This is a genomic window from Mycobacterium sp. PTI7 (assembly GCF_056679845.1).
Genome location: NZ_CM155252.1, coordinates 3,633,564 through 3,660,058, shown reverse-complemented (window position 1 = coordinate 3,660,058; position 26,495 = coordinate 3,633,564). Strand labels below are relative to the sequence as shown.

29 protein-coding genes and 1 tRNA gene are annotated in these 26,495 nt (G+C 69.6%); 14 read left to right on the top strand and 16 right to left on the bottom strand.

Annotation, left to right across the window (positions count from 1 at the left end):
• The first annotated feature begins 3 nt into the window (after positions 1-3).
• Genes AC1MEY_RS17570 through AC1MEY_RS17550 form a run of 5 tightly spaced genes read left to right on the top strand, consistent with a single transcriptional unit; the run spans position 4 to position 5,468 of the window.
• Positions 4-1,623, top strand: a complete 1,620-nt coding sequence (locus AC1MEY_RS17570) for a serine hydrolase (protein WP_480226724.1) — start codon at positions 4-6, stop codon at positions 1,621-1,623.
• A complete protein-coding gene (locus AC1MEY_RS17565) occupies positions 1,616-4,000 on the top strand; it encodes an HAD-IC family P-type ATPase (protein ID WP_480226723.1) in 2,385 nt (794 codons plus the stop codon). Before AC1MEY_RS17570 ends, AC1MEY_RS17565 begins: the two co-directional genes overlap by 8 nt.
• A gap of 22 nt (positions 4,001-4,022) precedes the next feature.
• Positions 4,023-4,283 carry an antitoxin gene (locus tag AC1MEY_RS17560; RefSeq protein WP_480226722.1) on the top strand — a complete coding sequence of 87 codons (261 nt, stop codon included), beginning with the start codon at positions 4,023-4,025 and terminating at the stop codon, positions 4,281-4,283.
• A gap of 16 nt (positions 4,284-4,299) precedes the next feature.
• The gene (locus AC1MEY_RS17555; RefSeq protein WP_480226721.1) at positions 4,300-4,740 is read left to right on the top strand and encodes a type II toxin-antitoxin system Rv0910 family toxin; all 441 of its coding nucleotides are present in this window, start codon (positions 4,300-4,302) and stop codon (positions 4,738-4,740) included.
• Complete coding sequence (locus tag AC1MEY_RS17550) at positions 4,740-5,468, top strand: 3-keto-5-aminohexanoate cleavage protein (RefSeq protein WP_480226720.1); 729 nt, start codon at positions 4,740-4,742, stop codon at positions 5,466-5,468. Before AC1MEY_RS17555 ends, AC1MEY_RS17550 begins: the two co-directional genes overlap by 1 nt.
• On the opposite strand, the gene AC1MEY_RS17545 is transcribed toward AC1MEY_RS17550, so the two are convergent.
• Complete coding sequence (locus AC1MEY_RS17545; protein WP_480226719.1) at positions 5,458-5,904, bottom strand: cupin domain-containing protein; 447 nt, start codon at positions 5,902-5,904, stop codon at positions 5,458-5,460. The genes AC1MEY_RS17550 and AC1MEY_RS17545 overlap by 11 nt on opposite strands.
• A 48-nt stretch (positions 5,905-5,952) precedes the next feature.
• Here AC1MEY_RS17545 and AC1MEY_RS17540 point away from each other — a divergent pair, with 48 nt between their 5' ends.
• Together AC1MEY_RS17540 and AC1MEY_RS17535 are read left to right on the top strand one after the other, a co-directional pair.
• Positions 5,953-6,384: a hypothetical protein gene (locus AC1MEY_RS17540; RefSeq protein WP_480226718.1), complete on the top strand. Its 432-nt coding sequence runs from the start codon at positions 5,953-5,955 to the stop codon at positions 6,382-6,384.
• Positions 6,381-6,965, top strand: coding sequence for a GNAT family N-acetyltransferase (locus tag AC1MEY_RS17535; protein WP_480231541.1), 585 nt, complete (start codon positions 6,381-6,383; stop codon positions 6,963-6,965). The genes AC1MEY_RS17540 and AC1MEY_RS17535 overlap by 4 nt, the downstream gene beginning before the upstream one ends.
• A 34-nt stretch (positions 6,966-6,999) precedes the next feature.
• Here AC1MEY_RS17535 and AC1MEY_RS17530 read toward each other — a convergent pair whose 3' ends face one another.
• The 4 genes from AC1MEY_RS17530 to AC1MEY_RS17515 form a co-directional block, all read right to left on the bottom strand.
• A complete protein-coding gene (locus AC1MEY_RS17530; RefSeq protein ID WP_480226717.1) occupies positions 7,000-7,449 on the bottom strand; it encodes an Hsp20/alpha crystallin family protein in 450 nt (149 codons plus the stop codon).
• A 93-nt stretch (positions 7,450-7,542) separates the two neighbouring features.
• Positions 7,543-8,385 carry a winged helix-turn-helix transcriptional regulator gene (locus AC1MEY_RS17525; protein WP_480231540.1) on the bottom strand — a complete coding sequence of 281 codons (843 nt, stop codon included), beginning with the start codon at positions 8,383-8,385 and terminating at the stop codon, positions 7,543-7,545.
• 54 nt (positions 8,386-8,439) lie between these two features.
• Positions 8,440-9,945: a carotenoid oxygenase family protein gene (locus AC1MEY_RS17520; RefSeq protein WP_480231539.1), complete on the bottom strand. Its 1,506-nt coding sequence runs from the start codon at positions 9,943-9,945 to the stop codon at positions 8,440-8,442.
• Between the two features lie 23 nt (positions 9,946-9,968).
• On the bottom strand, positions 9,969-11,192 hold the full coding sequence (locus AC1MEY_RS17515; protein ID WP_480226716.1) for an acetyl-CoA acetyltransferase: 1,224 nt from the start codon (positions 11,190-11,192) through the stop codon (positions 9,969-9,971).
• Positions 11,193-11,356: 164 nt separating this feature from the next.
• On the opposite strand from AC1MEY_RS17515, the gene AC1MEY_RS17510 reads away from it, so the two are divergent.
• Positions 11,357-12,040 (top strand): GAF and ANTAR domain-containing protein, encoded by a 684-nt coding sequence (locus AC1MEY_RS17510; protein WP_480226715.1) that lies wholly within the window; start codon positions 11,357-11,359, stop codon positions 12,038-12,040.
• 6 nt (positions 12,041-12,046) lie between these two features.
• On the opposite strand, the gene AC1MEY_RS17505 is transcribed toward AC1MEY_RS17510, so the two are convergent.
• On the bottom strand, positions 12,047-12,793 hold the full coding sequence (locus AC1MEY_RS17505; RefSeq protein ID WP_480231538.1) for an adenylate/guanylate cyclase domain-containing protein: 747 nt from the start codon (positions 12,791-12,793) through the stop codon (positions 12,047-12,049).
• A 150-nt stretch (positions 12,794-12,943) separates the two neighbouring features.
• Here AC1MEY_RS17505 and AC1MEY_RS17500 point away from each other — a divergent pair, with 150 nt between their 5' ends.
• The gene (locus AC1MEY_RS17500; protein WP_480226714.1) at positions 12,944-13,318 is read left to right on the top strand and encodes a hypothetical protein; all 375 of its coding nucleotides are present in this window, start codon (positions 12,944-12,946) and stop codon (positions 13,316-13,318) included.
• A 67-nt stretch (positions 13,319-13,385) separates the two neighbouring features.
• Here AC1MEY_RS17500 and AC1MEY_RS17495 read toward each other — a convergent pair.
• A tRNA-Arg gene (locus tag AC1MEY_RS17495) sits at positions 13,386-13,461 on the bottom strand.
• 76 nt (positions 13,462-13,537) lie between these two features.
• On the opposite strand from AC1MEY_RS17495, the gene AC1MEY_RS17490 reads away from it, so the two are divergent.
• Both AC1MEY_RS17490 and AC1MEY_RS17485 read left to right on the top strand, forming a co-directional pair.
• A complete protein-coding gene (locus AC1MEY_RS17490) occupies positions 13,538-13,714 on the top strand; it encodes a CsbD family protein (protein ID WP_480226713.1) in 177 nt (58 codons plus the stop codon).
• Between the two features lie 179 nt (positions 13,715-13,893).
• Entirely contained in the window at positions 13,894-14,991 is a 1,098-nt protein-coding gene (locus tag AC1MEY_RS17485) for a glutamate--cysteine ligase 2 (protein WP_480226712.1), read from the top strand.
• Positions 14,992-14,994: 3 nt separating this feature from the next.
• Here the strand turns inward: AC1MEY_RS17485 and AC1MEY_RS17480 are convergent, their stop codons facing one another.
• From AC1MEY_RS17480 to AC1MEY_RS17470, 3 genes are read right to left on the bottom strand one after another with little or no spacing between them, the layout of a single operon-like run.
• On the bottom strand, positions 14,995-15,723 hold the full coding sequence (locus AC1MEY_RS17480) for an anti-sigma factor (RefSeq protein WP_480226711.1): 729 nt from the start codon (positions 15,721-15,723) through the stop codon (positions 14,995-14,997).
• Positions 15,720-16,289, bottom strand: a complete 570-nt coding sequence (locus tag AC1MEY_RS17475) for a sigma-70 family RNA polymerase sigma factor (protein WP_480231537.1) — start codon at positions 16,287-16,289, stop codon at positions 15,720-15,722. Before AC1MEY_RS17475 ends, AC1MEY_RS17480 begins: the two co-directional genes overlap by 4 nt.
• A gap of 20 nt (positions 16,290-16,309) precedes the next feature.
• The gene (locus tag AC1MEY_RS17470) at positions 16,310-17,056 is read right to left on the bottom strand and encodes a DUF1365 domain-containing protein (RefSeq protein WP_480231536.1); all 747 of its coding nucleotides are present in this window, start codon (positions 17,054-17,056) and stop codon (positions 16,310-16,312) included.
• A 126-nt stretch (positions 17,057-17,182) separates the two neighbouring features.
• On the opposite strand from AC1MEY_RS17470, the gene AC1MEY_RS17465 reads away from it, so the two are divergent.
• Entirely contained in the window at positions 17,183-18,838 is a 1,656-nt protein-coding gene (locus AC1MEY_RS17465) for an amidohydrolase (protein ID WP_480226710.1), read from the top strand.
• A 12-nt stretch (positions 18,839-18,850) separates the two neighbouring features.
• The gene (locus AC1MEY_RS17460; protein WP_480226709.1) at positions 18,851-20,200 is read left to right on the top strand and encodes an APC family permease; all 1,350 of its coding nucleotides are present in this window, start codon (positions 18,851-18,853) and stop codon (positions 20,198-20,200) included.
• Here AC1MEY_RS17460 and AC1MEY_RS17455 read toward each other — a convergent pair whose 3' ends face one another.
• The 6 genes from AC1MEY_RS17455 to AC1MEY_RS17430 all read right to left on the bottom strand — a co-directional run bounded on the left by AC1MEY_RS17455 (position 20,201) and on the right by AC1MEY_RS17430 (position 25,133).
• Positions 20,201-21,205 carry a poly-gamma-glutamate hydrolase family protein gene (locus tag AC1MEY_RS17455; RefSeq protein WP_480231535.1) on the bottom strand — a complete coding sequence of 335 codons (1,005 nt, stop codon included), beginning with the start codon at positions 21,203-21,205 and terminating at the stop codon, positions 20,201-20,203.
• A 56-nt stretch (positions 21,206-21,261) separates the two neighbouring features.
• The gene (locus AC1MEY_RS17450; protein ID WP_480226708.1) at positions 21,262-22,488 is read right to left on the bottom strand and encodes an Nramp family divalent metal transporter; all 1,227 of its coding nucleotides are present in this window, start codon (positions 22,486-22,488) and stop codon (positions 21,262-21,264) included.
• Between the two features lie 91 nt (positions 22,489-22,579).
• On the bottom strand, positions 22,580-22,783 hold the full coding sequence (locus AC1MEY_RS17445; RefSeq protein WP_480226707.1) for a hypothetical protein: 204 nt from the start codon (positions 22,781-22,783) through the stop codon (positions 22,580-22,582).
• Between the two features lie 148 nt (positions 22,784-22,931).
• A complete protein-coding gene (locus AC1MEY_RS17440; protein WP_480226706.1) occupies positions 22,932-23,222 on the bottom strand; it encodes a hypothetical protein in 291 nt (96 codons plus the stop codon).
• Between the two features lie 25 nt (positions 23,223-23,247).
• Complete coding sequence (locus tag AC1MEY_RS17435) at positions 23,248-24,330, bottom strand: NAD(P)H-dependent amine dehydrogenase family protein (protein WP_480226705.1); 1,083 nt, start codon at positions 24,328-24,330, stop codon at positions 23,248-23,250.
• 11 nt (positions 24,331-24,341) lie between these two features.
• Positions 24,342-25,133, bottom strand: a complete 792-nt coding sequence (locus AC1MEY_RS17430; protein WP_480226704.1) for an SDR family oxidoreductase — start codon at positions 25,131-25,133, stop codon at positions 24,342-24,344.
• A gap of 408 nt (positions 25,134-25,541) precedes the next feature.
• On the opposite strand from AC1MEY_RS17430, the gene AC1MEY_RS17425 reads away from it, so the two are divergent.
• Positions 25,542-26,411, top strand: coding sequence for a hypothetical protein (locus AC1MEY_RS17425; protein ID WP_480226703.1), 870 nt, complete (start codon positions 25,542-25,544; stop codon positions 26,409-26,411).
• Positions 26,412-26,495 lie beyond the last annotated feature (84 nt).

The following is a 26,495-nucleotide window of genomic DNA, read 5'->3' as shown; positions in this document are numbered from 1 at the left end:
CCTGTGCATCACGCGATCTTGATCCGCCGGCTCACCGTGCTTTCGGCCGCCCTCGTGCTCGTCGCGGGCTGCGGCTCGTCGACCCAGCAGGCCGAGACCACCGCGACGTCCGCCCCGCCGCCGACCTCCTCGGTCTCCGAGGTTCCACCGCCGCTGGTCCCGGCGATGCCGTTGCCGGAGAACGCCGTCGAGAACGCCGTCGGAAAGTTGGACGGGCTCGCCGACGACCTGATGCGGAAGTCCGGTCTGCCGGGCATGGCGGTAGCGGTCGTGCATGGTGGAAAGACGGTGTACGCCAAGGGGTTCGGCGTCAAGGACAATCGCAGGCCCCCGGACGATGCGCAGAACCGCGTCGATCCCGACACCGTTTTCCAATTGGCGTCGGTCTCGAAGTCGTTGACCGCGACCGTCGTCGCTCACCAGGTGGGGCAGAAGGCGATCGACTGGGACACCCCGATCGTCGAGAAGCTGCCCCGTTTCGCCCTCGCCGATCCGGCAGTGACGAGGATGGTCACCGTCGGCGACATGCTCGCACACCGTTCCGGTCTGCCGGACCACGCGGGCGATCTGATGGAGGAAGCCGGTTACGACCGGCAGTACGTCCTGGACAGGCTGCGCGATTTCCCGCTCGCCCCATTCCGTACCTCGTACGCCTACACCAACTTCGGCTTCACCAGTGGTGCAGAGGCAGTCGCGGCGGGGGCGGGCAAGTCCTGGGAGGACCTCAGTCAGGAGGTGCTGTACCAGCCGCTCGGGATGGCGTCGACGAGTTCACGGTTCGACGCCTATGCGACCAGGCAGAACCGTGCCCTCGGACACATCCACCTCGGTGACAGGTACGCGCCCGACTACGTGCGCGACGCGCAGGCCCAGTCACCGGCGGGCGGGGCGAGCAGCTCGGTCAACGACATGACGCGCTGGATGACCATGGTGCTCGGCAACGGGACCTACGAGGGCAAGCAGGTCGTCGACCCGGCCGCACTGCTGCCCGCGGTGACGCCGCAGATCGTCTCGGATCGCGGCAGCGTGCCTGCGATGCGGTCGGGCTTCTACGGGTACGGGTTCAACGTCAGTACGACGTCGACCGGTCGGCAGCAGTTCAGCCACTCCGGCGCCTTCGAACTCGGGGCGGCGACCAACGTCCTCTTCCTGCCGGCAGCCGACGTCGCAATCGTCGTGCTGACCAACGCGACGCCGTCCGGTGCTCCCGAGACGCTGACCGCCGAGTTCGCCGACCTGGTGCAGTACGGCGAGGTTCGCGAGGACTGGTGGAAGCCCTACCATGACGCGTTCTTGGGGATGGAGGAGCCGGAGGGGTCGCTCGTGGGCAAGCAGCCGCCCGCGAATCCGGCGCCACCTGCTCCACTGGCGACCTATGTCGGTGACTACGCCAACCCGGTGTACGGATCGGCCAGGATCACCGAGGTGGACGGAGGTCTTCGGCTTGCGCTGGGCCCGAAGTTCACCGTGCCGCTCAAGCATTGGGACGGCAACGTGTTCTCGGTGAGCTTCGTGTCGGAGAACTCCAATCCGGGCAGTCTGACGACGGCGACGTTCGACGGCAAGACCCTCAACCTCGAGTACTGGGACGAGGACGGCCTCGGGGTCTTCACCCGTGCCTAGCGGCACCGTCGTCGGCCTCTCCGACGACGAGGTGACGCGGCGCGTCGCCGAGGGCAAGACCAACGACGTCCCCGCCCGCGCCGCGCGCAGCGTGTCGGAGATCTGGCGCGCCAACGTCTTCACGCGCATCAACGCGATCCTCGGCGTGCTGTTCCTCATCGTGCTGTCGACGGGGTCGCTGATCAACGGGCTGTTCGGCATGCTGATCGTCGCGAACAGCGCGATCGGCATCATCCAGGAGTTGCGCGCCAAGCGGACACTGGACGAACTCGCGATCGTCGGGCAGGCCAGGCCGACGGTGCGCCGCCGGTCGGGGACCAGCGCGCTGCCGCCCAGCGAGGTGGTGCTCGACGACGTGATCGAACTCGGTCCGGGCGACCAGATCGTGGTCGACGGCGACGTTCTCGAGGCCGCCGACCTCGAGGTCGACGAGTCGCTGCTCACCGGCGAGGCCGACCCCATCGTCAAGGGCGCTGGCGACCACGTCATGTCGGGCAGCTTCGTGGTGGCGGGCGGCGGCGCCTACCGGGCGACCAGGGTGGGTCGCGAGGCCTACGCCGCGAAGCTCGCCGAGGAGGCCAGCAAGTTCACGCTGGTGAAGTCCGAACTGCGCAGCGGCATCAACAGGATCCTCCAGTTCATCACCTACCTGCTGGTCCCCGCCGGGCTGCTGATCATCTACACCCAGCTGTTCACCACCGACGCCGGTTGGCGGGAGTCGGTGCTGCGCATGGTCGGTGCGCTGGTGCCGATGGTGCCCGAGGGTCTGGTGCTGATGACGTCGATCGCGTTCGCGGTGGGCGTCGTCCGGCTCGGACGGCGGCAGTGTCTGGTGCAGGAACTGCCGGCCATCGAGGGACTGGCCCGCGTCGACGTGGTGTGCGCCGACAAGACCGGCACGCTGACCGAGAACGGCATGCGGCTCTCGGAGTGCAGGGCGCTCGCCGATGATCCACCCGCAGACGTGTTGGCGCAGTTGGCCGCCGACGACGCCCACCCCAACGCCAGCATGCAGGCCATCGCCGAGGCCTACCCGGAGTCCCCGGGCTGGACGTCGACGGCGACCGCGCCGTTCAAGTCGGCCACCAAGTGGAGCGGCACGTCCTACGGCGAGCACGGCAACTGGGTGATCGGCGCGCCCGACGTGCTGCTCGATCCGGCGAGCACCCACGCCGAGGACGCCGAGCGCATCGGCGCGCAGGGGTTGCGGGTGCTGCTGCTCGGCGCGTCGGACCGCCCGGTGAACGCACCCGACGCACCCGGCGTCGTCACGCCCGTCGCCCTGGTGGTCCTCGAGCAGCGGGTCCGCCCGGATGCGCGCGAGACCCTCGAGTACTTCGCGGCGCAGAAGGTCACGGTCAAGGTGATCAGCGGCGACAACGCCGTCTCGGTCGGTGCCGTGGCGGGCACGCTGGGCCTGCACGGCGACGCCCTGGACGCGCGCAAGCTGCCCGCCGAGCCGGACGAACTGGCCCGGACGCTCGAGGACTACACCACCTTCGGGCGGGTGCGCCCCGACCAGAAGCGCGCGATGGTGCACGCGCTGCAGTCGCGCGGGCACACCGTCGCGATGACCGGCGACGGCGTCAACGACGTGCTGGCGCTCAAGGACGCCGACATCGGTGTCGCGATGGGGTCGGGGTCGTCCGCGTCGCGTGCGGTGGCGCAGATCGTGCTGCTGGACAACAGGTTCGCCACCCTGCCGTACGTGGTGGCCGAGGGGCGCCGGGTGATCGGCAACATCGAGCGCGTCTCGAACCTGTTCCTCACCAAGACGGTGTACTCGGTGCTGCTGGCCGTGGCGGTCGGCATCGCGGGGCTCGCCTCGAAGGTCTTCGGCACCGATCCGCTGCCGTTCCCGTTCCAGCCGATCCACGTGACGATCGCGGCGTGGTTCACCATCGGCATCCCCGCGTTCATCCTGTCGCTGGCACCCAACGCCGAGCGGGCGCATCCGGGATTCGTCCGGCGGGTCATGACGTCGGCACTGCCGAGCGGGATCGTGGTCGGCGTCGCGACCTTCACGTCATACCTGCTGGCCTACCAGGGGCGGGCGGCGACGGCCGTCGAACAGACCCAGGCGTCGACGGCGGCACTGATGACGTTGCTGGTGGGCGCCGTCTGGGTGCTCGCGGTCGTGGCGCGGCCCTACGAGTGGTGGCGCGTGGCGTTGGTGACGGCTTCGGGACTCGCATACGTGGCGATCTTCTCGATTCCGCTCGCCCGTGACCTCTTCCTGCTCGACCCGTCGAACGTGCGGACCACGACGACGGCGCTGCTCATCGGCATGATCGCGGCCGCGCTGATCGAGGTGACGTGGTGGGTTCAGGGCCGGGTGATCGGTGAACCTCGTCGGCTGTGGCGGACGGCGGACTGACCCACGGCGATAGGGTGGTCGCATGGGATTTTTGGACAAGGTCAAGGACCTGGTGTCGAAGAACGCCGACAAGGTGGACACCGCGATAGACAAGGTCGGCGACGTCGTCGACAAGAAGACGCAGGGCAAGTACACCTCGCAGGTGGACAAGGTGCAGCAGGCGGCCAAGAAGGCCGCCCGCGACCAGGCCGGTCCGCAGGGCCCCGGTCAGGTGCCGCCGTCGCAGCAGCCCAGGCAGACCCCGCCGGCCAACGAGCCGCCGACGGCCCCGCCCGTCTCCTAGGCCCGGCAGGTAGTCCGTGGCGAAGCTCTCCGTATCGGTCGACGTCCCCCTGCCCCCGGAACGGGCATGGGAGGCGGCGTCCGACCTGTCCCGCTACAAGGAATGGCTGACGATCCACCGGGTCTGGCGCAGCAAGCTGCCCGAGACGCTCGGCAAGGGGACCGAGATCGCCTCCATCATGGAGGTCAAGGGCATGCCCAACCGGATCGACTGGACGATCGTCAACTGGAAGCCGCCGGAGTCGATGACGCTCAACGGCAACGGCAAGGGCGGCGTCAAGGTGAAGCTCATCGGCAAGATCAAGCCCGCCGAGAAGCAGCCCGGGGAATCGACGGTCACCTTCGACGTGCACCTCGGCGGTCCGGCACTGTTCGGGCCGATCGGCATGATGGTCGCCGCGGCGCTGAAGAGTGACATCCAGGAGTCGCTGAACAACTTCAAGAGCGTCTTCGCCTGATGCCGCCCGACGCCGACGTCTACGTCAAGGCGTGCATCAACGGGGCGCGCACGCCGGATCAGCATCCCGGCCTGCCCGTCACGCCCACCCAGCTCGCCGAGGCGGCAGTGCGGGCGCACGAGGCCGGCGCCAAGGCCGTGCACCTGCACCCCAAGACGCCGGACGGCAGGGACTCGCTCGAACCCGACGTCGTGGCCGCCGCCGTCGAGGCCGTGCGGACGGCCATCCCCGGCCTGCCGCTCGGCGTGACGACGGGATTCTGGGCGCTCCCCGATCCGGAGGCCCGGCGCCGCGCGGTGGAGGGCTGGACCGTGCTGCCCGACTTCGCGTCGCTCAACTGGCACGAACCGGGATCGCCGGAGCTGTCCCGCGTCCTGCGCGACAAGGGGCTCGGCGTCGAGGTCGGCCTGTTCCACGCCGACGCCGTCGCGTCCTGGGCGGAGTCGGAGATGGTCGAGCACGCCATGCGCGTGATGATCGAGCTTCGGGGTCACGACGACGTCGCGGTGGCCGACGACGTGCTCGCCCGGGTGCACGCGGCGAACTCGCCGGCGCCGGTCCTGCTGCACGGCCTCGACGAGAGTTGTTGGCCGCTGGTGCAACACGCCGGCACCCGAGGCCTGCAGACCCGCATCGGCATGGAGGACACGCTGCACCTGCCCGACGGGTCGGTCGCGCCGGACAACGCCGCGCTGGTCGCGGCCGCGGTGGACCTGCTCAGTCGGTAGGTGCGTGCAGCGCGAAGTCGGCGAAGTCGAAGCCCGGCACCACCACGCAGCTGACGAGCGTCGGCTCGTCGTCCCGCGGCGTCGCGCGCTGCCAGTGTCCCGGGGGGACGAGCAGCTGGGGGTGCTCGCCGGCGTCGAGGTCACTGCCCAGCAGCAGCGTCGACGCATCCTCGCGCTCCCGGCCGATCTCCAACAGCAGCGGACTCCCGCGATGGAACAGCCACATCTCGGCGCTGCGCACCGTGTGCCACGCCGACTGCTGACCGGGCATGAGCAGGAACAGGATTGCGGTCCCGGCGTCGCGAGGTCCGGTGTAGTCGGACGGCAGCGAGGACTGCGCGATGGTCAGATCGCTGCGCCAGGTCTCGCGGAACCACCCACCCTCCGGGTGCGGCGACAGGTCCAGGCTGCGCGCCCAGCCGGGTAGCTCGGTCATGGGTGCAGCCTACGTCGAGGCCGTGCCCCGACCCGATACCCTCGTCGCATGGCTCGCCTGCGTCCGGGATGGTTCGTCGTGCTCTGCGCGACGGCACTCCTGGTCAGTGCATGGCTGCCGTGGTTGACGACGCTCGCCGACGGCGGGGGGCGGGCCACCGCCATCGGCGGACGCTACGGCCAGATCGGCGTCCCGCCGAACAGATTCGGTGTGGGACAGCTCGTCGTCCTGCTGTCGTCGGCGCTGATCGTTGCGGCCGCCATGGCTGCCCGCGGACTGTCCGCACGGATCGCTTCGACTGCGGCGCTGACGATCTCGATACTGATCGGAGTGATGGTGGCCTTCTATCATCGGCTGTACGTGGCCGAGCCGGTGACCGCCGGCGTGGGGTTCTACGTCGCCGGTGCCGTGACGGCGGTCGCCATCGTGATGTCGGTCCTCACCATGGTGGTGGCGTGGTCTCGGGCGGGCCGGCGATGACGGGGTTCGTCGAGCCGGTCACGCTGACCGGGCCGCAGTGGGTGACGCTCGAACCGCTGACGCCGGATCACGCACCCGAGATCCTGGCGGCCTCGGCGGACGTGCGCGAACTCTGGTTCACCACCGCGCCGACGCCCGACACGGCGAGGGAGTGGATCGACGGGCGGCTCGCGGTGCAAGACCCGCAGACGGGCCTGACGATGGTGGTGCGCGACTCGGACGGCACGCTGGTCGGGTCGTCGAGCTTCTGCAACGTCGACCCTGACAACCGGCGCCTCGAGATCGGCTACACGTGGTACGTGCCCGCCGTCCGCCGCACCGGCGTGAACACCGAGTGCAAGCTGCTGATGCTGGGCCACGCCTTCGAACGGTTGAATTGCGTCGCAGTCGAATTCCGCACGCACTTCTTCAACTCGACCAGCCGGACCGCCATCGAGCGGCTCGGCGCCAAGCGCGACGGCATCCTCCGCAGCCACCAGGTGCTGCCGGACGGTTCGCGGCGCGACACCGTCGTCTACTCGATCCTGGACGTGGAATGGCCTGCGGTGCGCAACAACCTGAGGTTCCGACTGGGCGAGTGACGACGCGCCGCGTCGCCACCCGCCCGTCACGGAATCAGTCCGCGTCGACCGTGGTGGGCGATATGGACTGCTGCGTGCCGCCGTGGGCGATCTCGATCTTGCGCGCCTTCGCACGCTCGGCGACCGGAATCGTCACGGTGAGTACGCCGTTCTCGTAGGACGCGGCGATCCCCGCGGTGTCGATGCCCTCGCCGAGGGACAGTTGCCGCCGGTAGGTGCCGAAGAAGCGCTCACTGGCGAGCCACTGGACGGAGTCCTCGGAGCGGGGCGTGCGATGCGCGGAAATGGTGAGCGTCCCGTTGTCGACGTCGAGGTCGACCGAACCCGGGTCGACACCCGGAAGGTCGGCGGTCAGCACGTAGTGGTCCTCGAGCTTGCACAGGTCCATCGGCATGAACCGTGGACTCCTGCTCGATCCCGTCTGGCTGCTGAGCAGACCGCGGAAGTCGGCGTTGGCGTTGCTGAAGGGGTCGAAACGAAGCACAGCAATTCACCTCCTCGTCGCTAGAAGCCCGCCACCCTGGCGGGCGACAAATCACTGTGCGACACCAAAATTAGCACTCGATGACGGTGAGTGCTAGTCCGTTTTCAGAGAATTTCCGCGCAAGTTTCGCGCGCACTGATCGCACGTCAGCACCCCCTGGAACGGCGAGCCGCAGGCCGTGTGGTGGAGGACGACCGCGGGTCCCTCGGGGGCGGCATACCAGCGCTGGGCCCACTGCAGCGCCGTGACGACGACCGCGAACACGGCCCGGCCCTTCTCGGTCAGGAGGTAGCGGCCGCCCGAATCGTCCAGCACGCCAACGGCAGTCAGCGTCCGCAGGCGATCGGCGAGCGTCCCGGGCGGCGCGCCGAGCTGCTCGGCGAAGTCGCCGAACCGGGACGTTCCGACGAAGGCCGCCACCAGCAGGGAGAACGCCCACCTGTTGCCGAGGATCGTCATGGTCTCCGGGAACAGGCCGGCGCCGGGCGTCGACCGCCGACGGGTGGCCTGCTCGGGCATCGACCGCGGCCACGAGCCGCTCGGCCCCCACGCCACCGACAGGTCCTTCTCGGACGTCGGCGCCTCGCACGCCCGACACACCAGCCGGGGCGTGAACACCGCCCCACATCCGCTGTGCCGCATCGCGGGGAGCCGTCGGGACCGGACGGGCACCCACCGGCGTTCCCACGCCCAGATCGAGGCGAGGACGGGCCACAACCCGCCGCCACGCTGCGTCAGCAGGTACTCCGCACGCGGCGGCCTCGCCTGGTAGACGGTCCGCTGCAGCAGGCCCGCGTCTGTCATCGCGGACAGTCTCGAGGCGAGCACCGAGTGCGAGATCGGCAGTGCGGCGGCGAACTCGCCGTACCGACGGACGCCGAGGAGGGCCTGCTGGATCAGCAGGAGGGTCCACTCGTCGCCGAGAAGTCCCAGCATGCGTCCGACGGCGTTGACGCCGCCGACGGCCAGTGGCGTCGGCTCCGCGTCCACCTAGAGCCCGATGGCCTCGGCGGCGCCGTCGGTCTGGTGCCAGCGGCGCAGTTCGGAGCCGGCCGCCCACGTCGAGTGGGTACCGCTCGACACCCGCTCCGGCAGGGCGATCTTGCAGATCGGCCCGTCGCCGACGCGGGCCGCGTCGAACACCAGGCAGTAGGAGGCGTCGGCGTTCATGTCGGTGGTGATGGTGATCAGGTAGCCGTCGTCCTCGGCCGTGCCGCTCACTCGTGGCGCCATGGCCGTCTCGCTGCCGTACACGCCGTCGGCGAAGGCGTAGCGCTCCTCGGCGCCGGTGTGCAGGTCGTGCTTGACCAGCCCGTCGAACAGGAACCAGGAGGGCTTGCCCGTCGCGGCGTAGGCGTACCGGTAGTCGCGTCCCGCGTAGCCGGGATTGATCATGCCGAACTCGGAGATGTTCTCCGACAACGATTCCTCGCGCACGGCGCCGGTGCGCAGGTTGAAGCGCCACCGGTGCAGGCGGGCCTGCATGCGGTCCAGGGCGAGGAAGCGGAACGCGCGCTGCCACTTGTCGCCCATGCCGTTGTCCGCGGGCTCGGGGTCGCCCTGGAAGAAGCCGTCGAGGACGATCTCGTCGCCGTCCTCGTAGGCGTTGGTGAAGTGCAGGACGTACGTGGGATCTGCCTCGAACCACATGACGTCCTCGGCGCGGCCGCGCCGGGGGATCACCGCGAAGCGCGAGGGCAGGTCGCGATGGAAGCGGGGCAGGTGCACGTTGTGCTCGAGGTACTCGGGGGCCCAGAACAGCGGCAGGTCGTTGAGGATCGCGTAGTTCTCGGTGAACGCCATGTCGTGGGGGAGTCGCGGTCCCGGTAGCGGCACGTCGACGTAGTGGACCAGTCGGTCGTCGGCGTCGACGACGCCGTAGTGCAGGTACGGCGCCTCCTTGCCGTAGTTGAAGAACAGCATCTCGCCGGTGACGTCGTCGACCTTCGGGTGGGCCGACACACCCCAGTCGCGCGGAAAGGCGCCGTGCCACTCCGACTTGCCGAGCGTGTCGCCGGAGAACGGGTCGAGCCGGTACAGCTCGCCGCACTGGTAGTGACTGGACAGCGCCACACCGCGGTGCACCACCACGTCGGTGGACGAGGCGTCCTTCATCAGTGTGCGTGCGCCCCAGCCGTAGTCGCGGCGTGCCAGCTCGACCGGCTCGGCGATGCCCGGCCACAGCGGCCCCCCGGCGGCGAGTTCCTCGGCGAAGCCGTCGGTGCGGACGAACCTGTTGCGGTAGAACGCCTTCCCGTCGCGGAAGCCGACGACGTGCATCATGCCGTCCCCGTCGAACGGGTGGTAGTTCTTCAGCGCCGGGTGCAGCGGGTTCTCGGTGTTGCGCAGGTAGACGCCGTCGAGGTCGGTGGGCAGCTCGCCCTCGACCACCCGCAGGTCGTCGGCGTCCCACTCGGTGGTCTGCGGGCGCCACGGCCCCGTGCGGTACGGGTGGTCGTCGTCCTCGGGAAGCGTGGAGAGGAACCTCGCGACGATCTCCGGGTTGGTCTGGGCAGTGGTCACTTCCGGGCCTCCTGAGCCTGCGCGACGACGAAGCTGACGGTGGTGGCGGTGCTGCCGCCGAAGTTGAGCGTGCCGAAGGTCCGGGCGCCGTCGACCTGGTAGTCGCCCGCGGTGCCGCTGACCTGTTTGGCGGCGTCGAGCAGCATCCGGACGCCCGTGGCGCCGACGGGGTGTCCGCCGCCGATCAGACCGCCGCTCGGGTTGATCGGCAGGCGTCCGCCGATCTCGATCTCGCCGTTCTCGATGGCCTTCCACGATTCGCCCGGTCCGGTGAGGCCAATATGGTCGATCGCCAGGTACTCGCTCGGGGTGAAGCAGTCGTGCACCTCGATGCCGTCGAGGTCGTCGAGCGTCACCCGGGCGCGGTCGAAGGCGTCGTGCACCGCGTGCCGGACGTGCGGCATCACGTACTCGCTCGTCGCCGACCGGTCGAGCTTCTGCTGCATGCCCAGGCCCACCGTGCGATGACCCCAGCCGTCGATCCGGCCGATCGGCCGGGCAGTGGGGTGATCGAGCAGGTAGCGGTCGGACACCAGCACGACGCCCGCACCGCCGTCGGTCATCTGGCTGCAGTCGAGACGGCGGATCCGGCCCTCGACGACGGGGTTGGAGACGTCGTCGTCGGCGATCGTCGCCGGGACCGACCAGTCGCGTGTCTGAGCGTTCGGGTTGGCGCGCGCGTGGGCGAGATTGGTGGCCGCGATGGCGCGCAGGTGTGCGCCGTCGATGCCGTAGCGCCGGTCGTACTCGTCGATGACGCGGTCGAACGTGCTGGGCCACATGAACGTCGCGTCGTCGCCCTCGTGGCCGGTCCATGCCGCGGCGCCGAGGTACCGGGCGGCGGTGTCGCCGGGCACCGTCTTCTCGAGTTCGATGCCGACCACCAGGGCCGAGTCGTAGTTGCCCGCGCGCAGGTCCGCCATCGCGGCGAGGACGGCCACGCTGCCGGACGCGCACGCGGCCTCGTGCCGGGTCGCCGGGGTGTCCCACAGTCCGTCGGCGACGGTGGCGGGCATGGCGCCGAGGTGGCCCTGCGCGGCGAACATCTCGCCGAAGGCGTTGCCGACGTGGACGACGCCGATCGCCGAGGCGTCGACCCTGGCCGCGGCGAGCGTCTCGCGCACCACCTCGGCGGTCAGGTCGGCGAAGTCGCGGCCCTCGCGGGTGAGGTTTCGGGCGAAGTCGCTCTGGTAGCCGCCGAGGATCCACACGCCGCTCATGAGCGCACGCTACTACAGCTAACAGAGCGACTCGGCGGGAATGACGGACCCGGAGGGCATGATGGGTTCGGGGGGGTCGAACTTGCTCCCGTCCGAGCGAGATGCGAATAATTGGCCGATTGCCCGCGGAACCGACCGACCTGCGAGGATCGAGAGGAGACGTCATGACTACTGACAATCACGACCTCGCGCTGCGCATGGCCGAGCTGGCGCGCAGCATCGCCGCACCCCGCACCGTCGAAGCGGTGCTCGCGGAGGTGACCGAGGCGGCGAAGGACCTGATCCCGGGCGTGGACATCGCCGGTGTGCTGCTGGTGGGCAAGGGCGAGAGCTTCGAGACCCTGGCTCCCACGTCGCCGCTGATGTTCGAGATCGACAAGCTGCAGATGGCGTGTCTGGAGGGTCCCTGCGTGCAGGCGGCGTTGGCCGAGACCGTCGTGCGCACCAACGACTTCCGCAAGGAAACGGAGTGGCCGAACTACTCGCCGAGGGTCGTCGAACTCGGCGTCCTCAGTGGGCTGTCGTTCAAGCTGTACACCGCCGACCGCACCGCGGGCGCGCTCAACCTGTTCGGCTTCGAGGCCAACGAGTGGGACGTCGAGGCCGAGACGATCGGGATGGTGCTCGCCGCCCACGCCGCCGCCGCGATCATGGCGAGCCGCGAGGGCGACCAGCTGCAGTCGGCGCTGTCCACGCGTGACCGCATCGGTCAGGCCAAGGGCATCATCATGGAGCGGTTCAACATCGACGACGTGCAGGCCTTCGCGATGCTGCGTCAGCTGTCGCAGGACAGCAACGTCAAGCTGATCGAGGTCGCCGGCCAGGTCATCGACACCCGGGGGAAGTGACCTCCCTCAGGGGGCGGCCGCCACGGGGGTGAGGGTGTGCGTCCCGCGCAGGCCCTTGAGTTCCACGTCGCGCGGCGCACCCAGCACGACGTCGTGGAGGTGTTCCACGGCCTCGCGGACCGGCTCGCTCACCAGGATCTCGCCACCCTCGGCCTGATTGGCGACGCGTGCCGCGGTGGCGACGTCGAGGCCGAACAGGTCGGCGCCGCGCCGCACCGAGGTGCCCATGTGGATGCCGATGCGCACGCGGATCGCCTCCCACTTCTGCGGGTTGTCCTCGAGTGCCTGCTGCAGGTCGGTGCTGCAGCGCACCGCGTTCTCCGGATCGGCGAACGCCATCATGAAGCCGTCGCCCTGGTTCTTCACGACATGGCCGCCGTGCGAGTTCACCCGCGCGGTGACGAGCTTGTTGTGCCGGTCCAGCAGCCGCACCCAGGCGCGGTCGCCCATCGACTCGTTGGCCTGGGTGGAGCCCTCGATGTCGGAGAAGACGATGACGACGCGGCCGTCGGCGGTGAGCCGGGCGAGGTCGGGGCGCTCGACCTGGGCCCACCCCGCGAGGTCCTCGATCGAGTTGCGCACGGTGGCGCCCAGGCCCTTGGTGATCAGCATGTCGGCGGTGTGGAACACGGTCTTGATGGCCATCGGCGCCACCCCGCGCCGGCGGCGACGGGCGCCCTGCTCCTGCTTGATGCGCTGCAACTCGCTGCGGGCGCCGGTCAACTGCTTGCGGTTGACGATGAACAGGACCATGAAGGTGACGAGTCCGGCAAACTCCAGCGCGATGACCGCGTAGAGGATGTACTCGAGGGTGGACGGCGTCGACACCCGCCCATTATGGAGTGTGGCTCAGTAAGGTGGGCGCACCCGGACAGTCGGCACGCGACAGCCAGGAAAGCGCACATGACATCGATCGGTAAGACTCCCGCCCTGCTGGCGACCGTCGGCGCGCTGTGCGTGGCGGGGCAGCTGGGCATCGCGCCCGCCGCGGCGTTCGACGACTACGGCTACTCGACGTGCACCGCGACCACCGCCCCGCCGCCCGACCAGAACTTCGACGCCGTCGCGACGTCCTGCTGCGTCGAGCACGCGGGCGTCCCCACGCCCACCAAGTTCGGGATCGGGTGCGTCGCGGCCGTGGCGAACCCCGCGCCCGACTACCGGCCGACGATCTTCATGCCCGCCCGGCCCGCGCCGCCGGAGGAGGGTGACATCGCGCTCGACGAGTTGATGAAGTTGCCGCCAATGGCCGAGGAGATTCTGCCGGACGCGCCGTAGCCGGCTTACGCGAGCGTGGAGTTCTCGTCGCCGAAACCAGTCGCGAGCAACGGCAAGTCGACGTTCGTGGTGCCCCCGGCATGATTCGAACATGCGACACCGGCTTTAGGAGAGCCGTGCTCTATCCCCTGAGCTACGGGGGCGGACCGGCTGGAAGCTTACCGTCATCGGCGAGCGTGTCGCGTTTCCGCCCGGCCCGTCGTGGGCAACCCGTTGATCATGAGCACTGCGAAGAAGGCCCGCAACACCGCTGAACGGCTGGCCGGCCAGGCCAAGCAGAAGATCGGCCGGGCGACCGGCAACAACCGGCTGCGCAACGAAGGCGTCGTCGACGAGACCAAGGCCCGCGCGAAGATGACCGGCGAGCGACTCAAGGACGCCTTCCGAGGCCGCTAGCGGTTCCGCCCCGCGGGTCCGAACGAGTTCTCAGAACTCGTAGGTTTGGGCCGGTGCGCACGGGGCATCAATAGCTTCAAGCCGGAGCGACGCAGCCCCGGCACGGAGCCATCTCCCGATGATCCGGCCCGTTGTGAGTTTCCGACGGGCCGGATCTATTTTTTTCGGACAGGAGAGTCATGGGCCACCCCACGATGGGCGTCGAGGAGGAGTTCCTCCTGGTCGACCCGACGTCGGGCGAGCCCGTCGCCCTCAACCGCAGGACCGCCGAACTGGCGGCGGAGCGCGGCGTCGACCTCCAGCTGGAGCTGACCAGCTGCCAGGTCGAGACGGCGACGTCGGTGCTGTCGACGGCCGACGAGGCGCACGAGGAGTTGCGCCGGCTGCGGCGCGCGACGGCCGCGGCTGCGCAGGCGGCGGGTGCCCGGCTGCTGGCGGTCGGTCTGCCGCCCACGGTGCCGCACGACTTCCCGATCACCGACAAGCCGCGCTACCACCGGATCGCCGAACGGTTCGGCATGATCGCCAGCGAGCAGGGAATCTGCGGGTGCCACGTCCACGTCGAGGTGCCTTCACGCGAGGCCGCGATCGACGTCGGCAACCGGCTGCGGCCGTGGCTGCCGATCCTGCTGGCGCTCACCGCGAACTCGGCCATCTACCGCAACGCCGACACCCGGCATGCGAGTTGGCGCAGCGTGCTGTGGGGACGGTGGCCGAGCGCGGGCCCGCCGCCGCACTTCGAGTCCGCCGACGAGTACGACGCGACGGTTCAGATGATGCTGAGCGCGGGCGCGATGCTCGACGACGGCATGGTCTATTGGGACGTCCGGCCGTCGGCGAACTTCCCGACCGTCGAGGTGCGGGTGGCCGACGTGCCCGCGACCGTCGCCCAGACGGCGTTGTTCGCGGCGATCGTCCGGGCCACCGTGATGACCGTCCTCGCGGATCGGGAGCGCGGCGAGCCCATCGTCCCGCTGAGTGCGCACGCCCTGCGCGCGGCGTACTGGAAGTCGGCGCGCGACGGCCTGGACGGCGATGCGATCGACCTGGTGGGCACCGGTGCGGTCGTGCCGGCGGCGACGCTGCTGACCACGCTGGTCGACCACGTCACCCCCGCGCTGGATTCCGTTGGCGACGCGGACTTCGTGCGACGCGAACTGGAGGCCGTCCTGACGACCGGCAACGGCGCGACCCGTCAGCGGCGGGCGTACGAAAGTGGGCCCGACGTGGCCGACGTCATCGATCGCGTGGCCGCGTCGACCGTCGAAGGTCTCTGAGCGTCAGATCAGGGGCAGCGAGGCGAAGACCGCCGAGGTCGGCTGTTCCGACCCGGTGCCGGGCTCGACGGTGAAGGCCAGCCTCTGCGAGCCGTCGATGTCGGGCAGCACCGCGGTGGTCGACGGTGACACGGCGGCCGCGTCCATGGTGCCGGCGGAGTGCGCGCCGTCGTCGCCGACGAGCCACATCTGGTAGACGTAGCCCTTCTCCGGCGGTGCGACGTTGTTCATCACCAGGACGGCGGCGTTGCGTTCGCGGGAGAACACCACCGTGGCCGTGCCGCCGGTGGGGATGTCGCCGGAGACGGTCCGCACGTCGGGTGCGTCGAAGATCTGCTCGGCGGCCGACTCCCGGACCTCGGGACGGATCGCGAAGCCCACGCCCACCGCGCCGAGGCCGACGACCACCGCAGCGGCCGCGGCCAATGCCGCGCCGCGCCAGCGGCCCGACCTGGCGGAGGTGCCCGGTGCCACCTGGACGACCGAAGGCGGGCCGTCGACGGCGGCCAGCAGGCGGTCGCGGAGCGATTCGGGCGGGTCGACGGCGGTCGAGGAGGACACGACGGCCATGGTCTCGCGGACCGCGCGGACCTCTTCGTTGAAGGCGCGGGCGACGAGCGGCGGTGCGTCCGCGACCTGCCGCTCGATGTCACGCTCCTCGTCGGCGGAGACGGCGTGCAGCGCGTAGGGGGTGGCCAGGGTCATCAGGTGTTCGTGTGTCGGCTCGTTCACGACACCCCCAAACAATTTCGGAGACCGCGGATGGCATCACGCATTCGTGACTTTATTGTCGCAAGGTTCGCCGACAGTCGCTCGGAGACCTGGACGTAGGTCAGACCCTCGTAATACGCCATCTGGACGCATTCGCGCTGGATGTCGGTGAGCGAGTCGAGGCACTGGGTGACCTGCCTGCGCTCGTCGAGGTGGATGACGGCATCGGCGACACGATCGGACGGCGGCTCGACATTGGCTGCGCCGTAGCGTGATTCGCGCACGCCCGCGGCCTGCTCGGAGCGCACGCGATCGACCGCGCGTCGGTGTGCGAGCGTCATCAGCCACGCCAGCGGCGTACCCGAGGCGGGGTTGTAGTTGGACGCGTTGTTCCACACCTGCAGGTAGACGTCCTGCGTGGTCTCTTCGCTGTACCCGGGATCGCGCAGCACGCGGGTCACGAGGCCGTAGACCCGGGCGCGCGTCTCGTCGTAGAAGGTGGCGAAGGCGTCCCTGTCGCGCTGAGCCACCCGGCGCAACAATGCGTCGAGATCGGCCGTCACGCTGCGCACTCTACTAGGGGCGATTTCGAGTACCGCCGCGGTCGTCACAGGTGTCCCACCTTCTCCTTCTGGCGGGCCTGCTCGTGCGCGACGACGGGGACGCGCCGTGCCCACAGCGTGACGCCCTGGATGCGGATCCAGAGGGCGCCCATCAGCGGGGCGACGGGTGCGACGAACTGAAGCTTGAGCAGCTGAGCCACTCCGCTGCTGCGGCGCTCACCCTGCAGGGTCGCGACGAAGGCGGGTACGTGTTCGCGGTGCAGCGAGATGCGCACGTCGAGCGTCTCGCGGGGCCGCGGGGCCTCCACCAGGTAGTAGCCGTCGACCTCGTTGAACGGCGACACGTAGAGCGCCTTCTTCACCGCCGCGGGGGCATCGCCCGTCGGCGGGAGGAGATAGGTGTGCCTGCCGCCGTAGACGTTGTGCACCTCGGCGATCACGTGCCGCAGCACGCCGTCGCGATCGTGGCACCAGAAGATGCTGATCGGGTTGTAGACGTAGCCGAGCACCCGTGCCTGCAGCAGGGCGGTGATCCGGCCGCCGCGCAGGTCGATGCCGTGGCCGGCCAGGAACTCGTCGGCCCGATTCCGCAGCGTGTCGGCCACGCCGTCGCGCGGCGGCACGGTGAAGTGATCGGCGGCCTCGAACCTCGCGAACGGGCGAATCCAGCGTGGCAGTCGCGGGAGCGCGTCGAGGTCGACGAACCAGCAGTAGCCGTGCTGCTCGAAGTAGTGGTGGACGGGCGCACGCCGGACGTGGGTGATGCGCGTGCGGTAGATGGCAGGCGTCATCGCGCCGCCGTCTCCGGACCGTCCGAACTCCTGCTCACCTTGCACGTCATGTATTCGGAGCGACGCGGTAGATGGATGGGTGAGTTCGGATTGCGAAAGCCCTGACCACGCGTAAGGTGCCAAACCGTGGCGAAGACGCTGTTTCACGACGGAAACGTGTGGCCTGGTGCCCATAACGCAACAGTCGACGCCTTGCTCGTCACGGACGGCGTGATCACTGCGCTCGGTGCGGAGGCCGTCGAACTCGCGGGCGACGGGTCCGACGTCACCAGGATCGACCTCGAGGGCGGTTTCCTGATGCCGTCGTTCGGCGACGGACACGCGCACCCGCTGCTCGGTGGCCTCGAGTTCGTCGGCCCCGCGGTGCGGCCCTGCACGTCGGTCGACGAGATCGTGGAGGCCGTCCGCCGCTTCGCCAAGGACAACCCCGACGAGGAGTGGATCGTCGGCGCCTCGTACGACGGCAGCCTCGCCGAGGGTGGGCTGTTCGACGCCCGGTGGCTCGACGAGGCGGTCTCCGATCGGCCCGTGGTGCTGCGGGCCTGGGACTACCACACGGTGTGGTGCAACTCGGTGGCGCTGGAGCGCGCGGGCATCACCGCCGACACCCCCGATCCGGTGCTCGGGGAGATCCCGCACCGCGAGGACGGCTCGGTGCTGGGGACCCTGCGCGAATGGGGCGCCGTCGACCTGGTGACCGCGGTGATGCCGGCCCGCGACGAGGACGTGCGGATCGCCGCGCTGGGCACGGCCGCCGACTACTACCTGTCACGCGGCGTCACGTGGGTGCAGGACGCCTGGGTGGAGCCGGCCGACGTCGACACCTACCTCGAGGCCGCGCGTCGCGACGCGCTGCGCATGCGCTTCAACCTCGCCCTGTACGCCGACCCGCGCCACTTCGACTCCCAGTTGCACGACTTCTCCATGGCCAAGCGGCGGGTGGAGCAGCTCGACTCGCCGATGCTCACCGCGCACACCGTGAAGTTCTTCGCCGACGGCGTGGTGGAGAACGAGACCGGTGCGCTGCTGGAGCCGTACTGCTCCGGGCTGCACGATCATTCCAGGGGGCAGGAGCGCGGCGACTCGGGGGATGCGCACGGCATGACGGTGTGGGAGGGCGACAGCCTGTCGGAGGCCGTGCGCCAGGTCGACGACCTCGGGCTGCAGATCCACATCCACGCCATCGGCGACGCCGCCGTCCGGCAGGCGCTCGACGCGATCGAGTACGCCGCGGAGTGGAACGGACCGCGCGACCGCCGTCCCGTCATCGCGCACGCCCAGCTCGTCGACGACGCCGACCTCGAGCGGTTCGCCGCGCTGGGCGTCATCCCCAACATGCAGCCGCTGTGGGCGCAGATGGACGCGCTGATGACGGTGCTGACCATCCCACGCCTCGGCCGCGAACGCGCCGACAGGCAGTACCGGATGCGCAGTCTCGACTCCTCCGGCGCCGCACTGGCATTCGGCTCGGACTGGCCGGTGTCGTCCGGCGCACCGCTCGACGGCATCGCGATCGCGGTGTCGCGTCAGACGCCCGAGGGCGAACCGTCCGGCGGCTGGATGCCCGACGAGACGCTGACGATCGAGCAGTCCCTGACCGCCTACACCGCGGCCGTCGCCACCCAGGCCTACGGCGAGAAGACGTGGGGCCGGCTGGAGGTCGGTGCCAGCGCCGACCTGGTGTGGCTGGACCGCGACCCGCGGGAGACGCCCGCCCGCGAACTTCCTGGAATCACCGTCCGGGGAACCTACGTCCGAGGCATTCTCGGGCATTCCGCCTAGAAGGGAACGCCAATGACGGCAGACGCGCCCGCCTCCACCGCATCCGGGACCGAGGGGCACCTCAAACGTGCGCTCGGCGTCCCGTCGCTGGTGCTGTTCGGCATGGTCTACATGGTGCCGCTCACGGTGTTCACCACCTACGGCATCGTCACCCAGCTGACCGGCGGCAGGCTCTCGGTCGCGTACCTGGTGACCCTGGCCGCCATGGTGTTCACCGCACGGTCCTACGCCCGGATGTCCGCGGCGATGCCGGTCGCGGGCTCCGCATATGCGTACACCCAGAAGAGCTTCGGGGCGCCCGCCGGATTCCTGACCGGCTGGTCGCTGCTGCTGGACTACCTGTTCCTCCCGATGTTGAACTACCTCGTCATCGGCATCTACATGAGCGCGGCGGTCCCGTCCGTTCCTCCGTGGGTGTGGATCCTCATCGCGATCGTCGTGGTGACCGTGCTGAACGTGGTGGGTATCGTCTCGGTGGCGCGCGCGAACTTCTTCCTGCTCGCGCTGCAGGTCATCTTCATCGCCGTGCTCCTGGTGATGGCCTTCGTGACGATCTCGGGCTACGGCAGCGTGAACCTGGTGGCGCCGTTCACCGGTGACGGCACCGTCGACGGCATGACCCCGATCTTCGCGGGCGCCGCCATCCTGTGCCTGTCCTTCCTCGGGTTCGACGCGGTGTCGACGCTGTCCGAGGAGGCCAAGAACCCCACCAGCACCGTGCCGAAGGCGATCATGATCGCGACCGTCGCGTCGGGGCTGATCTTCTTCGGCCTGTCCTACGTCTGCCAGCTGGTGTTCCCCTCCAACGCGTTCGTCGACCCGGATGCCGGTGCGACGGACGTCATGCTGGCGGCGGGCGGCCAGTTCCTCAACATCTTCTTCACCGCCGCGTACGTCGCGGGCTGCATCGGGTCGGCGCTCACGTCACAGGCGTCGGTCGCGCGCATCCTGTTCGCGATGGGCCGCGACGGCGTCATGCCGCGCAAGGTCTTCGGCCACGTCTCGGTGCGCTTCGCCACGCCGACGTTCGCGATCCTGGTGGTGTCGGTGATCTCGCTCGCCGCACTCTGGATCGACCTCGGCTTCCTGGCCTCGATCGTCAGCTTCGGCGCCTTGGCGGCATTCTCGGCGGTCAACCTGACGGTGATCAAGCACTACTACTTCGACCGCGGTGAGCGGAACGTACTCAACAACTTCGTCCTGCCGCTGATCGGCTTCGCGCTGACCCTGTGGCTCTGGTACAACCTGTCGGCGCTCACGCTCTGGGTCGGATTGGTCTGGCTCGCATTGGGATTCGTGTGGCTGCTCGCCGTGACGAAGGGATTCCGGCGGCCCACCCCCGTGCTGGACATGGAGGAGTAGTCAGGGCCAGGTGCGGGCCGCCGACACCAGGCCGCGAATCAGCGCCGACGCCGCGCGGCCGAGGCCGTCCTCGCCGACGGGTCCGCTGCGCGGACTGATGCCCCGCACCCGCGGCGACAGCTCGAGTTGCGCTCCGCCGCAACGGGTCCGGTTGACCGGGTTGTCCGGGTGCAGTCCGCGCAACTCGCGGGGGATGTCGTCGAGGTCGGTGACCACGTCGAAGCCCGGCACCGACACGTGTCGCGCCACGTGCGCGGCGAGGTCGCGGTCGGTGCCGCCGGCGAGGATCTGGGTGCTGCGGCCCACGCGGCCGTACCCGTGTAGCGACACGGCGTACTCGACGTGCTCGAGGAACGCCGCCAGCCGCTCCGACTCCGCGGCGAGGTAGGCGGCCGACCGCAGGTGGTACGGATAGTTCACGGGATGGTGCACCACGTACGTCGACGCCCCCGCCGCCGCGGCCGCGCGCTCGGCGATGACGTCGGTCATGCGCTCGAGCCCGCCGCCGTGGATGGCGAGGAAGCCGAACGTCGACCGCAGCGCGCTGCGCTCGGTGACGTCCGGATCGGCGAGCAGCTCGGTGAGCGACCGGGGACCGGGATCTTCTGTCGGTGCGAGCGCACGCGGCCACATCGACGGATCCCAGCGGTGCAGGAAGTCCAGCCAGCGCTGCGGCAGCCCGTGGTGCACCGCGCCCTCGATGATCCGCTCGAGGTAGCCGGGACGCGGGGCGCCGGCCTCGACGCGGTGGTCGATGTAGACCCACGCCTCCCGCGGCCCGTCGTCGGTGTCGACCACCAGCCGGTCGCGGCGGTACCGCACGGGGACGCCCTCGGCGCTGTCGAGGACGTCGAGGTCGGTCGCGCTGATCTCCCACAGCACGCCGTGCACCTCGGCGCCGTCGAACGGCTCCACGGTGGCGACGCCGCGTTCGTTGATCAGCCAGTCGTGGTCGGCGAGCGTCGCGCGGCGCGGATCGGCCGCGTCGGGGCACCGCTGCGCCATCTGCGCAACGTTGAGATTGGAGCCGTAGGCGAAGTACGCGGGCACGCCGCAGTGGCCTAGCCCGCGACGGTCAGATAGATGAGCACCACGTTCAGCACACTAATCACCGCCGCCACCAGCCAGCCGAGGGCGGTGGTGACGCGATGGTTCACGTCGTCGCCCATGAGGCTCCGGTCGCTGGTCATCCGGACCAGGGGGATGAGCGCGAAGGGGATGCCGAACGACAGCACCACCTGCGACAGCACCAGCGCCCGGCTCGGGTCGACGCCGATGGCCAGGATCGCCAGTGCCGGGATCAGCGTGACCACCCGGCGCAGCAGCAGCGGGTACGTGCGTCGCAGCAGACCCTGCATGATCATGGCGCCCGCGTAGGCGCCCACCGACGTCGACGCGAGCCCCGACGCGAGCAGCCCGATCGCGAAGAACAGTGCGACGGTGTTGCCGAGCGCACCCTGCACCGCGGTGTAGGCGCCCTCGATGGAGTCGGTGTTCTCGATGCCCTGCAGGTGCGTCGCGGCGACCAGCAGCATGGCGAGGTTCACCGCGCCCGCCACCAGCATCGCCAGGCCGACGTCCCAGCGGGTGATCCGCAGCATGCGGCGGCGCGGGGCGCCCGCGTCGGGCCGGCCGTGCCGGTCGCGGGCCAGCCCGGAGTGCAGGTAGACGGCGTGCGGCATGACCGTCGCGCCGAGCATCGCGGTGGCCAGCAGGATGCTCTCCGCGCCGTCGAAGCGGGGGAGCAACCCCGAGGCGACGTCGGACACCGGCGGCGGTTCGACCACCAGGCTGGTCAGGAAGCCGATCGCGATCACCATCAGCAGGCCGGTGATGACCCGCTCGAAGACGCGTTGGCCGCGGCGGTTCTGCACGGCCAGCAGGATCAGCGACACCACGCCGGTGATCACGCCGCCGAGCAGGAGCGGCAGGTCGAACAGCAGGTACAGCGCGATGGCGCCGCCGACGATCTCCGCGAGATCCGTTGCCATGGCGACCAGTTCGGCCTGGATCCAGTAGAGGATCCGGGACCGCGTGCTCGCGCGGTCGGCCACCGACTCGGGCAGCGTGCGTCCGGTCACCAGCCCGAGTTTTGCGGACAGGTATTGCACCAGACCCGCCATGACGTTGGCGACGAGGATGACCCAGACGAGCAGGAAGCCGAACTGGGCGCCGGCGCTGACGTTGGCGGCGACGTTGCCGGGGTCGACGTAGGCGATCGACGCGACGAACGCCGGTCCGAGCAGCAGCCAGCCCGCCTTCGGCCGCGCGGTGGCTGTCGGAATCACTGACCCACTTCTCATCCGGTATGACGAATAGAAAAGTTAGGGTAGACGAAACTTCGGCGGCCCCGCAATCCGAGGGTGGACTGCCCGTGCCCTAGAAGATGCCGAAGGCGAAGCCGCCGAACGGGTAGCCGCCGAATCCCCACGGGCCGTTGTTGTTCGCAGGCGGGGACGTGGTGAGGCTCGAGCTGCCGTTGGTGGTGCACATGGTGGTGTTGGGTGCGGTGTTGACGCAGTCGGGTCGGGCCGCGGCGGGTGCGGCGAGACCGATGGCCCCCGCCACCGCGAGGGTAGCCAACAGGGGTGCTGCTAGACGTCGATTCATGGTCATGACGTGCTCCGATCAGTACGACCAGCGTACGCCCGCGGACGCGCGCGGCGAAGGTCCTACGGAGTCCAGAACTCGTCTGGCCACGAGATCATTCCGTGGCTCGGCGCGGGTGGTGTCAGCGATGCCCGCCGCCGCCGACGGGTGCGCCGCCGTGCGGGCCGAAGCCGCCGATGATCAGTGGGGCGCCGTAGAACTCGTCGGCCCACGGGTAGGGGTAGAGCGGTGCGGGTGCGGTGGCGTCGATCTGCACGTTGCCCGGGCTCTGGCACTCGGTCTCGCCGGTGCCGGTGTACTCGCCGCCCGCGACGGACTGACAGTTCGGCTGGGTCGGATTCGGCTCGGCCGAAGCCATGGGAGCGCCGAGAATGGCTGCCGCCGACGCGATCAGGGGGAGTAGGTAGCGCATCGGCGTCCTTCCGGTCGGCCAGCTCTCACGGTCGACTCGCAGCGTACAGCCCCTTTCCGGTGATCAGGGGAAGATCGAGGGTGGTGCGGATGCCCGACGGCGCAGCCACCACGTCCGGGATCGCGTTGACCACGCGAGCCGCCGTCGCCACCAGACCGGCGTGGTTGTGGTCGCCGTTCGGACTCGACAGGCAGAGGTCGAGTGCGTAGGACGGCTCGCCGGTGATCTCGATGCGATACGAGCCGCCCTCCTGCGCGGGCTGCGGCCAGTCTGGGCGCAGGTCGTCGCGCAGCCGGGTGACGTGCTCGAGCACGACCGCGACGTTGCCGTCCTTCATTCCCCGCACCTCGAAGCGCAGCGCCGCGGCAGTGCCCTTCTCGATGTGGCCCGACGCGATGTCGAACGCCTCGGGCGCGGGTTCGCGCGTGTAGGTCTCGGTGACCTCGTCCAACTCGATGCCCAGGCCGCCGGCGAGCTGTCGGACCACCGAACCCCACGCCAGGCTCAGCACGCCCGGCTGCAGCAGCATCGGTACGTCGTCCATCGGTCGGCCGAAGCCCATGACGTCGAACATCACCGCCGCGCTGTCGTAGGTGTCGTAGTTGATGATCTCCATGCACCGGATCTGCTCGACGGTCTGGCACGTGCCCGCAAGTGCGAGCGGCAACAGGTCGTTGGCGAAGCCGGGGTCGATGCCGCCGACGAACAGGCTCGAGTTGCCGGCTGCGGCGGCCTCCTCGATGGGCGACACCATGTTCTCGGGCAGCGTCTGCCACGGGTACTGGAGGAACACGGCGCTGCTGCCGACGACGTTGACGCCGGCGGCGAGGATGCGGCGGTAGTCCTCGAGCGCCTCGACCAGACGGTTGTCGGCGAGCGCGGTGTACACCGCGCACTCCGGGTTGGTGGCGAGCACCGCGTCGAGGTCGGTGGTGGCGGTGATGCCGGTGACGGTGTCCAAACCGGCCAGTTCGCCGGCGTCCTTGCCCGCCTTGGCCTCCGACGACACCCACACGGCGGTCAGCTCGAACCGCGCGTCGTTGATCAGGTGGACGAGTGCGGGCTTGCCGACGTTTCCGGTGCCGATGGCGGCGACTGTGATGGCCATGTGGTGAGTCCTCAGAGGTCGGGGATGGGGAATTCGAAGTTCGGAACGGTGATGCCACCGTCGACCTCGAGGGTCTTGCCCGTCAGGAAGCTGCCTGCCGGCGACGCGAGATAAACCGCGGCCGCGGCGATGTCGAGCGGATCGCCCAGGCGTCGCAGCGGGGTGGCGTCCTCCATGGGTTTCCGGAGTTCGTCGTTGCTCGCGAGGATGTCGAGCGCCGACGTGAGGATCGACCCCGGTGCGATCGCGTTGACGCGGATGCGCGGTGCGAGGTCGAGCGCGGACAGCCGGGTGTATTGCGCCAGAGCCGCTTTCGCGGTGCCGTAGGCGGCGAACCCGCGGCCCGAGACGCGGGCCATCGTCGAGGTGATGTTGATGATGCTGCCGCCGCCGGAGTGCTCGAGCATCAGCGGAACGGCCGCCAGTGTCAGGGCGTGCGCAGTGGTCACGTTGAAGGTGAACGCGTCGCGCAGGTCCTTCGTGGACGTGTCCATCAGCGGCGCAGGCATGGTGCCGCCGACGTTGTTGACGACGACGTCTAGTTTGCCGAACGCCTCGATGGCCGCGGCCGCGAGCTTCGCCGTGTCCTCGGGGTGGGCGAGGTCGGCGACGATCACGTGCGCCCGGCGACCCGTCGCGCGGACCTGCTCGGCGACCTCGTCGAGTTGCGACTGCGTGCGCGCCGCGATCACCACGTCCGCACCGGCTTCCGCGAACGCCAGCGCCATCGCAGCGCCCAGGCCGCGGCCCGCTCCGGTCACGACGGCGACCTTGCCGTCGAGCCTGAATCTGTCGAGAATCACGTGTTCCTCACTTCCGTCAACGCGGTCACGCTAACAAGCGGCGGGCACCCGCGTGGGCAGTTTCTGTAACACGTTCTACTTTGGGGTGGGTGGTCGCGTCGACGCGGTGCCCTCGCCCGCGAGTTCTGCGTGAGCGTCGTTGGTGGGGCCTCGCGACGACGCTGGTGCAGATCTCGGCGTATTCACCGCGAGTTCTGCACAGCCGTCGTCGCGCCAGATGCCGTCCGACCTCCTTCGTCGCCCGCGAGTTCTGCGTGAGCGTCGTTGGTGGGGCTGCGTGACGACGCTGGTGCAGATGTCGGCGTATTGGCCGCGACTTCTGCACAGTCGTCGTTTCATCCCCAGGCGCCCGCGGGCCGGCGACGGGTCGCGCCCGATGCGTCCGAGTCCGTCACCACCGTGGCGGACATGTGGACACCATTCGTCGGTACCGAAGCGATTCACGCAGGCACGCTCACTCCCGGTGCGCTGCGGTGGAACCACGTCGCAGTCCACCCCGGCGTGTACGTGCCGAAGGGCGGCGCGCCGCGGGACCTGTTCACCCGCACGGTCGCGACTTGGCTGTGGACCGATCGGCGCGGGATCATCGCGGGTCGCGCGGCCGCCGCGCTGCACGGCGCCCGATGGGTGGACGACGCGACACCGATCGAGGTGATCGTCGCCCACACCCGACCGCGACCAGGGGTCATCGTCCGCGAGGAGCGGATAGCGCTAGACGAGGCGACCGTGATCGGAAACCTGCCCGTGACGTCGGTCGCGAGAACGGCCCTCGACCTCGGTAGGCATCTGCGCCGCGACGTGGCCGTCGCGCATCTCGACGCGCTCGCCGCCGCAACCGGGGTGACGGCGGACGACGTGACCGACCTCCTCCTTCGCTACCGCGGAGCGCGCGGAGTCCGTAGGGCCCGCGACGCTCTCGCGCTGATGGACGCCGGCGCACAGTCGCCGAAGGAGACCTGGCTGCGCCTACTACTTATCGACGCAGGCCTTCCCGCCCCTCGTACGCAGATCCGCGTTGCCGACAGCAGTCGCGAGGTGTTCCTCGACATGGGCTACGACGTACCGATGGTGGGCCTCGACTACGAGGGCGCGCACCACAGTGGAGAACGCTCGCAATACGTTCACGACATCGGCCGCTCGGAGTTCATCGATCGCCACGGCTGGCTCGACCTACGAGTCGTCGCCGAGCACAGTCGTGGCTTCATCTTGCATCGGGTGCGTGACGCCTTCCTCCGCCGCGGGTGGACACCGCCAGCGTCAGCGGCGCGGTCTACGTGACCTACCCGTCCGCGCCGTCGCTGCCGTCCGGACCCTTCGGCGCGGAACCGCCGGCGTTGGTGCCGCCCGGGCCGCCGGCACCAC

Coding starts and splice junctions, on each gene's coding strand:
- AC1MEY_RS17560 (WP_480226722.1), top strand. CDS start 4,023: ATGGGATTTTTGGACAAGGTCAAGGACCTGGTGTCGAAGAACGCCGAC.
- AC1MEY_RS17550 (WP_480226720.1), top strand. CDS start 4,740: ATGCCGCCCGACGCCGACGTCTACGTCAAGGCGTGCATCAACGGGGCG.
- AC1MEY_RS17545 (WP_480226719.1), bottom strand. CDS start 5,904: ATGACCGAGCTACCCGGCTGGGCGCGCAGCCTGGACCTGTCGCCGCAC.
- AC1MEY_RS17540 (WP_480226718.1), top strand. CDS start 5,953: ATGGCTCGCCTGCGTCCGGGATGGTTCGTCGTGCTCTGCGCGACGGCA.
- AC1MEY_RS17535 (WP_480231541.1), top strand. CDS start 6,381: ATGACGGGGTTCGTCGAGCCGGTCACGCTGACCGGGCCGCAGTGGGTG.
- AC1MEY_RS17525 (WP_480231540.1), bottom strand. CDS start 8,385: ATGCTGGGACTTCTCGGCGACGAGTGGACCCTCCTGCTGATCCAGCAG.
- AC1MEY_RS17515 (WP_480226716.1), bottom strand. CDS start 11,192: ATGAGCGGCGTGTGGATCCTCGGCGGCTACCAGAGCGACTTCGCCCGA.
- AC1MEY_RS17510 (WP_480226715.1), top strand. CDS start 11,357: ATGACTACTGACAATCACGACCTCGCGCTGCGCATGGCCGAGCTGGCG.
- AC1MEY_RS17505 (WP_480231538.1), bottom strand. CDS start 12,793: ATGGTCCTGTTCATCGTCAACCGCAAGCAGTTGACCGGCGCCCGCAGC.
- AC1MEY_RS17500 (WP_480226714.1), top strand. CDS start 12,944: ATGACATCGATCGGTAAGACTCCCGCCCTGCTGGCGACCGTCGGCGCG.
- AC1MEY_RS17490 (WP_480226713.1), top strand. CDS start 13,538: ATGAGCACTGCGAAGAAGGCCCGCAACACCGCTGAACGGCTGGCCGGC.
- AC1MEY_RS17485 (WP_480226712.1), top strand. CDS start 13,894: ATGGGCCACCCCACGATGGGCGTCGAGGAGGAGTTCCTCCTGGTCGAC.
- AC1MEY_RS17470 (WP_480231536.1), bottom strand. CDS start 17,056: ATGACGCCTGCCATCTACCGCACGCGCATCACCCACGTCCGGCGTGCG.
- AC1MEY_RS17460 (WP_480226709.1), top strand. CDS start 18,851: ATGACGGCAGACGCGCCCGCCTCCACCGCATCCGGGACCGAGGGGCAC.
- AC1MEY_RS17455 (WP_480231535.1), bottom strand. CDS start 21,205: ATGGCGCAGCGGTGCCCCGACGCGGCCGATCCGCGCCGCGCGACGCTC.
- AC1MEY_RS17440 (WP_480226706.1), bottom strand. CDS start 23,222: ATGCGCTACCTACTCCCCCTGATCGCGTCGGCGGCAGCCATTCTCGGC.
- AC1MEY_RS17435 (WP_480226705.1), bottom strand. CDS start 24,330: ATGGCCATCACAGTCGCCGCCATCGGCACCGGAAACGTCGGCAAGCCC.
- AC1MEY_RS17425 (WP_480226703.1), top strand. CDS start 25,542: ATGTGGACACCATTCGTCGGTACCGAAGCGATTCACGCAGGCACGCTC.